The following is a 12,386-nucleotide window of genomic DNA, read 5'->3' as shown; positions in this document are numbered from 1 at the left end:
GGATAGCTGTGATCGATTCGGAGGGGACGTCACGATTGTCGGCCAGTGAGCAGCCGAGCCCCACCGAATTCGAGATTTCGTTCGAGAACCGAACTCACAGCCTGTCCACCCATAACGAACAACATAGACAGAATCTGCACGACACGCGAGGGCCGTGCGTCTCAAAAACTCGTCCGTTTTGTCTCAATATGTGGGCTCGATCACTATCGACGATTATTTGCGGGAGAGTGACTGCGGCCTGCAGGATCTGACATATCATGCCCGCGTGTCGATCAATTCCGCCCGCATTCGCGTGTCGACCGGATCGGTCGCCCCCGCAGATGCCGACGACTTCTGGCGCGACGCGACGCGTCCGTTCTTCGTCACCGAACCGGTGGGTGCCGACACTCCGCTCGAAGGCTCGATATCCGCTCTGCCCATCGGGACCTCGCTGATCGGTGAAACTACCTTCAATGCGCAGAAGTACACCCGAAACAAAATCGTCATCGCCGAGAGCGGACTCGACGATCAGTACATGATCCAGGTCGTCCTCGACGGGCAGGTGAGTGGTGATGCCGAGGGGGTGGATTTTGTCGCCCGCCCAGGGGACGTCACGTTCTTCGACCTAGGGCGGACCTGGACCGCCGCCGCCGAAGCCGAGGCGACAGGGCGCACCATCACGCTCCTCGCCCCGCGCTCTCTCGTCGAGGCCGAGTCCAAGGGTCGTTCCCTCCACGGAACGGTCCTGCGCGGAGTTCCCGCCTACGTTCTCGCTCAGTGCCTGCAATCGGTCGTACTGGCGCTGCCGCATCTCGACCCCGATGCTGCGGCCGGCTACGAGGACGTCGTCGCTTCACTTCTCCGCGTCAGCTTGGGTATCGCCGAGCCCGACTTGTTGCCGCGGCCCGATCACTCTCTCCGCGATCGTGCGTACGCCTACATTGCCGAGCATCTCTCCGAGACCTGGCTGGGGCCTACGACCATGTGCGCGGCCCTGTCGGTCTCCCGGGCCCAGCTCTACCGCGCGTTCGCGTCCGACGGCGGAATTGCGCTTGTCATACGGCGCAAGCGTCTCGAACTCGTGTATCGCGAGTTGACCCGAGCCGAGATGCCGAACGAAACGATCGAAGCGCTGGCGCAGCGTTGCGGCTTCACGTCCAAGTCCCAGTTGGCGCGCGCGTTCAAGGACTTCTACGGGATGACCCCGAGCCAGGCACGCACAGACGGCAGACGCACGATCGGAGACCCGTCGATCTCGCGTCTGCACCGCCGCCTCGAGTTCTTCAGCCCTTGAATCGCAATACTTCACAGCCCCGCGATCGTGCCTGTGTTCTAGTTGATCCATGAGCTGGGTCGACAAGGAACTGAGTCTGGCCGCGCTCACCGGCGCCGTCACAGGTGTCGCCGTGATGATCCCGATAGTCGGCGATGGAGCCTGGTCCTGGGTAGGACTGTTCATACCCGCCTTCATCGGAGCGATGGTCGGGCTGATTGTCGGCTCCAGCGCTGTTGCAGGCGGGCGCTGTGCGCTGAGCACAGGCCAGAGATGGCCGGCGCGCACAGTCCGCCGCTGGAAGCATCGGTTCGCTGCGTATTCGACGATGGCGGTGACGCTACTGGTGGCCACGGTGTTCATGGCGGCTGTCATCGCTACGGGTGACCCGGTGCGAGATGCCGGAGGATTCCCGACGTCCTTGATCGTACTGGCGGTCATCGCCCTGGTGACGTACGTGTTCTCCTACGTGCTCGCCCCGGCCCAGGCCTCGGAAACTCCGTAAGTAACTCTGCTTCATCACAATTCAGCAGATCATTTCAGCTGGAAATGAACCGAAGAACAAACTGTTCGATGCCTTCCGATATGACCTTGGTGAGGGCGGTGAAGTCGTTCGACCAACGTTGAATGTCCAAGCTGCTCATTGATTTCCTCCGGTCAACATCCCGCTGCCTGTGACCACATGACGTATGCGAGGCATCGGTCGCGCACTAGAACTATCTGCCAGAATGCGGTTTCCGTTATCGCTGGGCCCACCGAATTGCGACAACTGTTCCTGCGAACCCTGGAACTGCAGATGCCGTCGAACGGTTGCAACAACGCCATGCAGAGTTCGAGCGAAAAGCGCTATCCACCAAAAGTATTAGCTCGAAAGGACTACGATTCACGCGACTTCCGGCACATCAAACGGTCACTTCTTCGACCGGCTTCTCCTCGTGGGTCGCGGCGCCGAAGACTGCCACGGCGACGGCACCGGCGATCGCCCCTACGAAGCCGACGACGGCAAGCCATTCCAGGCCCGGTCGCGACGCGTCACCGAGTACCACGACGCCGACGATTCCCGGAACAACCGTCTCGCCGACAACCAGAGCCGCCGTCGCTCCGTTGACGGACCCCAGCTGCAGCGCGACCGTGTGCAGATAGAAACCGCCCAGGCCCGAGACGAGGATTGCCCACCCGGCCGGATCGCGGAGCATCATGCCGATTTCGAACGGATCGATTCCGTAGACCACGCGTACGGCAATGGCCAGACAGCCGAACAGCACACCCGAGATCAATCCGGCGACAACTGCTGCGCGTGAACCCAACCATCGGATCAAACCGATGCCGATCGACAAGATCAACGCCGAGCCCACGAGGACGCCCCAGTGGACGACGTCATTGGAACTCCCGCCACCCGCGTGACCCGACGACAAGCCGAGCAGTAGGAGCGATCCGATCACAGCGGCGATCGCGAACCAGTCGCGGCGATGCAGCTGGATGCCCAGGACCACGGTCCCCAGCACCGCCGTGATGACGAGATTGGCGCTGACCACGTTCTGCGACAAGAACAATGGAATGAGCCGCGCGGAGATCGCACTACCGGCGAATCCGACCGCATCGAGCACGGTGCCCAGAATGAACGACGCCGTCAGCGCGGCTGCGAACGTCGACCGCAAGGTCGGGCCACCCGACGCCGTCACGTGCCCGGACTCCCCCCGCTGCTCGGCGGCTGCTGCCGACTTGCGCGCACCGTATGCCTGCAGCACCGACGCAACGCCGTATCCGACACACGCCACGATTGCGGCTATCAGTCCGATCAGCATCGAAAGTCCACACGAAGTTCCAGAGCAATGGTCATAGACGTAAACCCTGCCCTATTTCCCCAGTCCTGACATCACCCTCAGGTATTCGAACAAGTGCTACCCGAGAAGTACACCGACCAACCCTGACCGGTACCTGAGGACACCCCGACCCCTAGTGGAACTGCTTGAGAGCCCTGATCTTGTTCATGACGTCGAGCGCCGCCACCTTGTACGCCTCGGACAGCGTCGGGTAGTTGAAGACGGCGTCGACAAGGTATTCGACGGTCCCGCCGCACCCCATCACCGCTTGACCGATATGCACGAGATCCGTTGCACCCGAGCCGAAGATATGAACACCGAGCAGTTTGAGGTCATCCGTCGACACCAGAATCTTGAGCATTCCGTAGGTGTCACCGCCGATCTGTCCACGCGCGAGTTCACGGTATCGGGAAACCCCGACTTCGTACGGCACCGACTCCTTGGTCAGATCCACTTCGGTGGCGCCGACGTACGACACCTCGGGAATCGAGTAGATGCCGATCGGCTGCAGATCCATCAGTTTCGCGCCGGGTTCGTCGAAGGCATGGTAGGCCGCGAGTCGACCCTGATCCATCGACGTCGCCGCCAATGCCGGGAATCCGATGACGTCACCGACGGCGTAGATGTGTTCGACCTTGGTGCGGAAATTGTCGTCGACGTAGATACGCCCGCGTTCGTCTGCCTCCAGGCCGGCGTTCTCCAGCGCCAGTGGCGCCGTGAGACCTTGACGTCCAGCCGAGTACATCACGGTCTCGGCGGGAATCTGCTTGCCGCTGCGCAGCGTCGTGAGCGTTCCGTTCGCTCCGACGTCGACTGCCGTCACTTCCTCACCGAATCGGAAGGTGACCGCCAGATCGCGCAGATGGAACCGCAGCGATTCGATGACCTCGGGGTCACAGAAGTCCAGCATCGACGTTCTCTTTTCGACGACGGTGACCTTGGTGCCGAGCGCCGCGAACATCGACGCGTACTCGATACCGATCACTCCCGCACCCACCACGACCATGGTGGTCGGGATGGAGGTCAGATCGAGGATTCCGTCGGAGTCGAGCACCCGGTGACTGTCGAAGGAGACACCGGACGGACGGGCAGGCAACGTTCCGGTCGCGATCACGACGAATTTCGCAGTGATCGTCATCTTGTCTCCGCGCGAGGCGTCCTCGACGAGGATGGTGTGCTCGTCGACGAACGAGCCGACCCCTACCAACAATTCGACACGGTTGCGCAGGAGTTGAGATCGCACGACTTCGATCTCTTTGGTGATGACATGCTGGGTTCGCGCCAGCAGGTCGGCCGGAGTGATGTTCTCCTTGACGCGGTAACTCGCGCCGTACAGTTCGCGCTGGTTCATCCCGGTGAGGTAGAGAACCGCCTCGCGCAGTGTTTTCGACGGAATGGTGCCGGTGTTGACGCACACTCCCCCGAGCATGTTGCCTTTCTCGACCATCGCCACCCGTTTACCCAGCTTGGCGGCCGCGATGGCAGCCTTCTGCCCACCCGGGCCGGAGCCGATCACAACCAGGTCGTATTCCATCGGATCAGTCATCGCTTACAGATACCGTCTGCATACGACCGGCAGATGCCGAGCATGTCAATACTCGGTGAACAATCCGCGGCACCGAGCGCGCGCGCCGGACCTACACGAACCGTGTTGCAATAGAATGAGATACACCAGAATCTCTACGAAACTTACTACACACAAACATATTCCACTATTTGCATATTCGAATGTGTCGCGATCTCACAGCTTTTGAAGCAGGTTGATGAAATTTGTTTCACCACAGAGTGATTGATCGATAAACTGACAGCTGACCAGGACTGTAAACCGGATGTCCAGTATTCGAATTGTCCGAAATAACGAGCGGAATGTTCCTCGTCACATCCCGGACCGAAGCAGTTGCGCGCAGCCTCGGGTCGCGTTCTACTTGCCTTGACTAATCATCTGTCACTCTCGGTTACAAACATCCGCCCCGTTCACGATCCCCACCTTTCGCCATCTCGAGAGATCAGGTTTCCCAATGGAATTCACGGAACTTGCCGACTATCCCTTACCGCCTGGGACCGTCACCGAGTGGACTCCCGCTGCGGTGAATCCGCCCGAGCATTGGCCTGTCGACCAGCGTCCCGCCAGCTACATTCACGAAGCACACTTGAAACATGCCGAACAGATGAAACAGCAGGTGCACCATCAGATCGACGGATGCACTCCCTCCTGGTTGGGTACCTCGTTTCGCATCCACGATCGACTCGACCGAAGGATCTGGGCGGCTGCACTCGATCATTGGATCGATCGCCACGAAGTGCTGCGGACACACGTCGCCACAGAGGGCGAAGCGATAGTCCGACGCACCGCGGGGCCCGGAGACGTCCGGATTCTGGGCACCGAAGTCGGACACCTGGCGTCCTCGATGTCCGTCTTCACGCACCTGCAGCGACTGCTCGACCGGTCGACCGATCCACTCGTCTGGCCTGCGTATCAATTCGCGACGATTGAAAGTCCCAATCATTTCACCGTGGTTTTCGCCGCTGATCATGCTCTGCTGGACGGATATTCGGTTGCGCTGACCGCGCATGAACTGCAGACGATCTACCGATCGTTGAGCGAGGGAAGCCCTACCTCGCCGCCGGAGACCGGGAGCTACATCGACTTCGGCACCACGGAACGAGATCTCGTGGAACACGCGGACTGCTTCCACCCTGCGGTGCAGACGTGGCGTGAGTTCTACACGCACGGTGAGGCTCCGCTCTTTCCGGCGTTACCCGAACCGGTCACCGGACGCCGAGTTCCTCAGCAAAGCCTGTCCGCCTGGCTTCTGAGCGCCCGGGGAGCCGAACGCCTGGCAGAAGCGAGCAAGCGCAGCAACCAAGGTTTCCTTGCCGCGATACTCGCGTGCGCGGCCAAAGTGACCGTCGATCTCACCGGTGCAGACGAATTCCGCGTCGTCGTGCCGCAACACACCCGTTCGGAGCTTCGATGGGCTGCATCCCTGGGATGGTTCATCGGTGTTGTGCCGGTGAGGATTCCGATTGCCCCCGCCGCTACTGTAAGCGATCTGGCCCAGGTTGCCGGCGCGGCGGTACGACGCGTCCGACCCGCAGCGGCCTTGCCGTATTCGAAAGTGTGTGAGCTGATCGACTGCCCGCAGCACCTGCCGTTCGTGCTCTCCTACATGGACGTTCGTCACGTTCCCGGTGCCGAGCAGTGGACGAGCTGGCAGACCAGAGGCCTTCGTAGTCGCGATCATTCGGGAACCGACGTCTACATCTGGCTGACGCGGACGCCGGAAGGGCTCAATCTGGCCATACGCCACCCGGGCAACGCGCGCACGAGCCGCCACATCCATCAGTTCGCCGGGTTGCTACGCCGTGAGATGGAGGACTTTGCCTTCCTGACCGAAACATCCGCAGCGTCGACTGACACCGCTACACCGATCAATACCGCTGCACCGATCAATACCGCTGCACCGATCGAGGAGAACTCTCATGGAAATGACACCGATCGATCTCTGGGCACCGAAAGCCGGGACGCTCACCGAGTTCAGGCCTACTGAGCAATCCCTGGCGGCGGCATCCAGGGCACCACGGAGCGAACAACCGCTCTCGTTCCTGCAAGAGGGACACATTCGTACCGCCGACCACAAGCGCTCACAAGGCGTCGACTGGTCACCGTGGATCGGATTCACCTTCACTCTGCCCGGTGATCTCGATCGGGAGGCCCTGCGGCGGGCAGTGCAGGCTTTTGTCCTGCGGCACAACACACTGCACAGTTGGTTCGAGGTCAGACCATCCGAAGATCCCGCTGGTAGAGGGGTCATCGACCGTCGGGTGGTGGAGGCGTCGACGATCGAACTCACGTCACACAGCGTCGGTCCCCTGAACACGACAGATGCGGTTCGCGAACACGTGAGCCGAAGTTTCGCCGGCGATACCAGCCCACTGCAGTGGCCCTCGTTCATCAGTGGCGCCGTCGAACATGGCACGGGCGCCGGCTTCACCATCTACTACGGCGTCGATCACTCGCATACTGACGGCCTGTCGCTGATGCTGGGCGTCGAAGAACTTCGTGCCCTGTACGTCGCCGAAAGCGCCGGCATCGACGATCAGCTTCCCTCTCCCGGCAGTTATGTCGAGTACAGCGGCGAAGAACGGGCAGCAGCGGGGAACCTCGACCTGGCCGCAGCGCCTGTGCAGCAGTGGATTTCGATTCTCGCCGCCAATGCCGGACAACTCCCGACGTTCCCCCTCGGCCTCGGCGTGGCGCGGGGCGAGCAGACCCGGTCGACGCGCACACATATCGACGTTCTCGACAGCGACGAGTCGGCTGCATTCGCGGCGCTGTGCAAGGCCAATGGCGTCGGCTTCTCCACGGGGATTTTCGCCGCCCTCGCCCTCACCGAGATCGAGGTCGCGAACAGAGCGAACTATTTCGCGCTCAACGCGGTCGGCACTCGCTCCGATCCGAGATACCGTTATTCTCAAGGCTGGTTCATCAATCTCGTCCCGGTCTCGTTCACGCTGAGTGGTGTCACGAGCTTCACCGATGCACTCCCCCTTGCCCACGCTGCTCGCGCCGCAGTGAAGGGGCTCGCGGACGTGTCCATCCATTCGGTGATTGCCGAGGTGTCGAAGTTGACCGGATCCGACATCGGCGGAACGTCGGTCCCGCCGATGGTGTCGTACATCGACATGCGCCTGATTCCCGGTGCCGAGCACCACGACGAACTCGAAGCACGCGCACTGGGTGGGCCCGGAACGACGGGTGATCTGTCGATGTGGATCAACAGGAAGGAAGACCGTACGTATGTGATGGTCAGCTTTCCCGACACCGAGCAGGCACACACATCGGTGAATCGATACCTTCGACATCTCCGCAACGTCCTGAGAACGGTCGCTGATGCCGGCGACTACCGGGTCGTTCGTCAGGCGGATGCACGTCAGGAAGTGGAGACCGCCTGATGCACATCACCTTTCTCGACAGGTTCGAGGCACGGCCGGGCCGCATCCTGCAGTGGACGCCGAGCGACATCTCCACCGGATCGACGTATCCGGTTCCTCCGACCTCCAATCAGCAGCTGCATCTTGCCGGCAGCCGCGGCGATACGACCTGGCTCGCTGCCACTTTCGACGTTCCCGGCCCCATCGACACCAACGCACTCAAGGCCAGCTTCGAGGAATGGACGTCCCGTCACGACGCCCTGTCGTGCTCGTTCTCCCAGGCCGAAGATCCGGGCGAATCCTCGGCACTGTTCGTCGACGTCGCCGACGTCGGCGATCTGCGCCTGCGTGAGGAAACAGTGGCTGACGCACGAACACCTGAACAGGTACGAGAACTCTTGGGCGAGCGCTTGGATCGATGGTGCAACCCTTTTGCGTTTCCCGCGTACTTTCTCGGTGCCATCACCCGCGAGGACCAGTCAACAGTGATCTGCGGGTTCGACCACGCCATCTGCGACGGTTGGTCCATGAGCATCGCAATTACCGAGATCAGCACTCTGTATCGCGAATACACGCGGGCGGACCGTGTTCCGATCGCGTCGGATCTCTTGCCGGAGCCCGGGAGTTTCCTCAACTACTGCTTCCGTGAATCGGCAACCGCGGATCCAGAGCCCGGCGACCACCGCATCGCGGGTTGGCGGTCCTTCCTCCGATCATGCGGGGGTGACACTCCCCATTTTCCCGTAGATCTGGGACTGCCCGCCGGGACCATGTCGCCCCAGGGCACAGACACCCGGATGCTCCTCGACGCCGGCGAAGCAGAGCTGTTCGACCAGAACTGCGCCGATCATCGACACTCGTCGTTCGGCGCGATTCTCGCGTCGGTCGGTTTGGCCACAACACAATTGACCGGCAAGAGGGACACACCCCTACTGTTCCCGGTCCACACCCGTCGAGAACCCCGACACAACCACACCTTCGGTTGGCTGGTGGCCAATGCGCCCATCACCGTGACGAGCATGGACAATCTTCACAGCACTGCTCGGGCAGTCAATCTCGCTTTCCACGAGTCACTTTCACTGTCGTCCGTGTCGTCGAGACAAGTGTTGCGGAGCTTGGGGCCCGAGGTTTCGCCCACTCGCAGAGACATCTTCTCGGTGTCCTACGCCGACTACCGAAGCATGCCTGGTGGATCGCGCCCCCGTACATCACAGTCCAGCGAATCGCCGTCCTGCAAATCACAGCCCTGCAAATCACAGCCCTGCGAATCACAGCCCGCGCCGATCAATCCGCAGCAACTCAGTCGCGTGTCGAGCGCGGACGACGTTCAGTTCTGGTTCTCTCGCACTCACGACGGATTGGCAGTGCGCACCAGGTTTCCGGCACCCGCGGCCCGGACAGTGCATACCTTCCTCGAGCGTGTCTCCGAGATTCTGTCGACGCCGTAGACAGACTGTTGATCACCCCCAGGTCTGTTTGACACTTCTTTGTTGTGCACAACTTAACTGTGCGCTACAGTTGTTCTCGTGACCAACCCACTCGCCCTCGAACGCCAGGTCTGCTTCGCCCTCTATTCGGCGTCGCGGGCTACTACGGCCGCGTACCGAGCAATGCTCGACGACCTGGGGATCACGTACCCCCAGTACCTCGTCCTGCTGACACTCTGGGAACGAGACGGCCGCGGCGTGCGAGAGATCTGCGAGGCACTCGATCTCGATACCGGAACTCTGTCGCCGCTGCTCAAGCGGCTCGAGGGCCTGGGATTCATCGAACGACGACGCCTCACCACCGACGAGCGTCGCGTTGAGATCCACCTGACCGAGTCGGGTTCCACCTTGCGTAGCAAGGCCGAGGACATCCCGGCCAAGCTCGCAGGCGCCACTGGTCTGAGTAACGACGAACTCACCGAGCTCCGAGACGTTCTCACTCGTCTCGGCGAGTCACTTCAAGCATCCAATGCCCACTCCGACGGAAAGAAGAAGTCATGAACATCGTCTACACCGCAGAAGCACTTGCCACCGGCGAAGGTCGCAACGGTCACGCTCGCACCTCGGACGGCCGCCTCGATCTCGGTCTCGCCATTCCCAAGGAAATGGGCGGCAGCGGCGAAGGCACCAACCCTGAGCAGCTCTTTGCCGCCGGGTACGCAGCCTGCTTCCACTCCGCACTGCAGATGGTCGCCCGCGCCGAGAAGGCCAACGTGGCCGATTCCGCAGTCGGCGCGCGAGTCGGCATCGGCCCCAACGGTGCAGGTGGTTTCGGACTCGCTGTGACGCTGGAAGTTTCACTCCCCCATCTGCCCCACGATCAGGCCGTCGAGCTGACGGAGAAGGCGCACCAGGTGTGCCCGTACTCCAACGCGACTCGCGGCAACATCGAGGTCACCCTCGAAGTAAGTAAGGACGACGAATGAGCACCACCACTGTCAGCCGAGAAATCCATCTCGCTTCACGCCCCAACGGTTGGCCTACTCCGGAGAATTTCTCCACCGTCGAGGTAGAACTCCCCGAACTCGAAGACGGCCAGATCCTGGTCCGCAACATCGCCATCTCCGTCGACCCGTACATGCGCGGCCGGATGAACGACGTGAAGTCGTACCTTCCGCCGTTCCAGGTCGGTGCAGCGCTCGACGGTGGCGCTGTCGGCGAGGTCGTCGAATCCAAGTCGGCTGATCGCGCCGTGGGCGACGTAGTCGTTCACGGCCTCGGATGGCGTGAATACGCCATCCTCGACGGATCCGCAGTGACTCCGGCCGACACGACCATCGCGCCGGCGACGGCTTACCTGGGTGCCCTCGGCATGACTGGTCTCACCGCGTATGCCGGCCTCACCGCGGTTGCAGAGTTCAAGGAAGGCGACACCGTATTCGTCTCCGGCGCAGCAGGTGCCGTCGGATCGCTCGTCGGTCAGATCGCCAAGTTGCTCGGTGCGAAGCGAGTTATCGGTAGCGCCGGTTCGCCGGCGAAGGTCGCCCGGCTTCTCGAGCTCGGATTCGACGCGGCATTCGACTACCACGACGGCCCGATCACCGAACTGCTAGCCGCTGCTGCCCCTGACGGCATCGACGTGTACTTCGACAACGTCGGTGGCGAACATCTCGAAGCCGCCATCGATGCCATGAACCAGGGCGGCCGGATTGCCCTGTGCGGAGCCATCGCTCAGTACAACACCACCGACAAGCCCACCGCGCCCCACAACCTGGCACTGGTGATCGGCAAGCAGCTCACCCTGCGCGGATTCCTCGTGGGCGGCTACCGTCACCTCGGCGGCGAATTCCGCACCCACATGGCAGCGTGGCTCGCCGACAACAAGATTCAGTGGGACGAGACCATCGTCGAAGGCCTGGAGAACGCACCACAAGCCTTCATCGACCTGATGCGCGGCGCGAACACCGGCAAGATGGTTGTCACGCTGTAACCCGAACAGTCTTCACCTGAAACAGATTTGACTGTGGCCGCGAACTTCTCGGAGTTCGCGGCCACAGTCGTATCCGAATCAGATGCCGAACGACACCCCTGTCAACTTCTCCGACAGGGTCCACAAACCCGCGGCGGTCCTAGTGTCGTGTGACTTCTTGTTCGACCCCACGACCTTGGGATACCCGCGCTGCTCGAACGGACCGTCCGGTCCGATGTAACTGCCGCCGAAGGCATCCGGCGCGGTTGCCGCCCACAGTTCGGGAAGCGCACCCATCTCCGCGGACTGCGCGAAGATCTGATTGCCGATTCCCATCAGCTTGTCCTGGATCGACTCGGTGTGCCCTTGCAGGTTCGTCGACGCATATCCCGGATGCGAAGCGAGCGCCTTGAGCGGTGACCCCGACGCTGCAAGCCTGCGCTGAAGTTCGTACGTGAACAACAGATTGGCAAGCTTGGACTGCCCGTAGGCCAGCCAGCGGTTGTACTTCCGACGCTCGAAATTGAGATCGTCCAGATCGACGGTCCCGAGCTGATGCAAAGCACTCGACATCGTCACCACTCGGTCGGTGAGCTTGTCCTTCAGCAATCCGGTCAACGCGAAGTGTCCGAGATGGTTTGTGCCGATCTGCATTTCGAATCCGTCGACGGTCCGGCGAAACGGGACCGCCATCACGCCGGCGTTGTTCACCAGGACGTCGACCTTCTTCGTTGCGTCGGCAAAGGCTCGTACCGACGACAGATCCGAGAGGTCCAACTTGCGGACAACCGCGTTGGATCCGATCTCTGCGGCTACGGCGTCGGCCTTCGTGGTGTCGCGACAGGCGAGGACGACGTCGGCCCCGGCTTTGCCCAGCGCTCGTGCGACTACCTCACCCAGTCCGCTGTTCGCCCCCGTGACGACAAATGTGCGGCCGGTCTGATCGACTACGTCTTCTGCGGTCCATTTGGTCATGCATT

At 61.6% G+C, this 12,386-nt stretch carries 11 protein-coding genes; 8 read left to right on the top strand and 3 right to left on the bottom strand.

Features of this window, described 5'->3' with window-relative positions; translation table 11 throughout:
- Positions 1-265: 265 nt before the first annotated feature.
- Together ACFWEM_RS06500 and ACFWEM_RS06495 are read left to right on the top strand one after the other, a co-directional pair.
- Positions 266-1,273 carry a helix-turn-helix domain-containing protein gene (locus ACFWEM_RS06500; RefSeq protein WP_378532111.1) on the top strand — a complete coding sequence of 336 codons (1,008 nt, stop codon included), beginning with the start codon at positions 266-268 and terminating at the stop codon, positions 1,271-1,273.
- A 49-nt stretch (positions 1,274-1,322) separates the two neighbouring features.
- A complete protein-coding gene (locus ACFWEM_RS06495; protein WP_378532109.1) occupies positions 1,323-1,757 on the top strand; it encodes a hypothetical protein in 435 nt (144 codons plus the stop codon).
- A gap of 397 nt (positions 1,758-2,154) precedes the next feature.
- Here ACFWEM_RS06495 and ACFWEM_RS06490 read toward each other — a convergent pair whose 3' ends face one another.
- Both ACFWEM_RS06490 and sthA read right to left on the bottom strand, forming a co-directional pair.
- Positions 2,155-3,057: a hypothetical protein gene (locus tag ACFWEM_RS06490; RefSeq protein ID WP_378532107.1), complete on the bottom strand. Its 903-nt coding sequence runs from the start codon at positions 3,055-3,057 to the stop codon at positions 2,155-2,157.
- A gap of 151 nt (positions 3,058-3,208) precedes the next feature.
- Entirely contained in the window at positions 3,209-4,621 is a 1,413-nt protein-coding gene (gene sthA / locus ACFWEM_RS06485) for a Si-specific NAD(P)(+) transhydrogenase (protein ID WP_283302488.1), read from the bottom strand.
- Between the two features lie 472 nt (positions 4,622-5,093).
- Here sthA and ACFWEM_RS06480 point away from each other — a divergent pair, with 472 nt between their 5' ends.
- From ACFWEM_RS06480 to ACFWEM_RS06455, 6 genes are all read left to right on the top strand, one after another.
- A complete protein-coding gene (locus ACFWEM_RS06480; protein WP_378532105.1) occupies positions 5,094-6,626 on the top strand; it encodes a condensation domain-containing protein in 1,533 nt (510 codons plus the stop codon).
- Positions 6,559-8,031 carry a condensation domain-containing protein gene (locus tag ACFWEM_RS06475; protein ID WP_378532103.1) on the top strand — a complete coding sequence of 491 codons (1,473 nt, stop codon included), beginning with the start codon at positions 6,559-6,561 and terminating at the stop codon, positions 8,029-8,031. Before ACFWEM_RS06480 ends, ACFWEM_RS06475 begins: the two co-directional genes overlap by 68 nt.
- Positions 8,031-9,458 carry a condensation domain-containing protein gene (locus ACFWEM_RS06470; protein WP_378532101.1) on the top strand — a complete coding sequence of 476 codons (1,428 nt, stop codon included), beginning with the start codon at positions 8,031-8,033 and terminating at the stop codon, positions 9,456-9,458. Before ACFWEM_RS06475 ends, ACFWEM_RS06470 begins: the two co-directional genes overlap by 1 nt.
- A gap of 78 nt (positions 9,459-9,536) precedes the next feature.
- Positions 9,537-9,998, top strand: coding sequence for a MarR family winged helix-turn-helix transcriptional regulator (locus ACFWEM_RS06465; RefSeq protein ID WP_095968728.1), 462 nt, complete (start codon positions 9,537-9,539; stop codon positions 9,996-9,998).
- Entirely contained in the window at positions 9,995-10,423 is a 429-nt protein-coding gene (locus ACFWEM_RS06460; RefSeq protein ID WP_003939720.1) for an organic hydroperoxide resistance protein, read from the top strand. The genes ACFWEM_RS06465 and ACFWEM_RS06460 overlap by 4 nt, the downstream gene beginning before the upstream one ends.
- Positions 10,420-11,427, top strand: coding sequence for an NADP-dependent oxidoreductase (locus tag ACFWEM_RS06455; RefSeq protein ID WP_378532099.1), 1,008 nt, complete (start codon positions 10,420-10,422; stop codon positions 11,425-11,427). The genes ACFWEM_RS06460 and ACFWEM_RS06455 overlap by 4 nt, the downstream gene beginning before the upstream one ends.
- 78 nt (positions 11,428-11,505) lie before the next feature.
- Here the strand turns inward: ACFWEM_RS06455 and ACFWEM_RS06450 are convergent, their stop codons facing one another.
- Positions 11,506-12,381, bottom strand: coding sequence for an oxidoreductase (locus ACFWEM_RS06450; protein WP_378532097.1), 876 nt, complete (start codon positions 12,379-12,381; stop codon positions 11,506-11,508).
- Between the last annotated feature and the right edge of the window lie 5 nt (positions 12,382-12,386).

The sequence above is a fragment of the Rhodococcus sp. NPDC060176 genome, assembly GCF_042728675.1.
GTDB lineage: Bacteria > Actinomycetota > Actinomycetes > Mycobacteriales > Mycobacteriaceae > Rhodococcus_F.
Note: the sequence above shows the minus strand (reverse complement) of the source record. Positions and strands in the feature narration are given on the sequence as shown.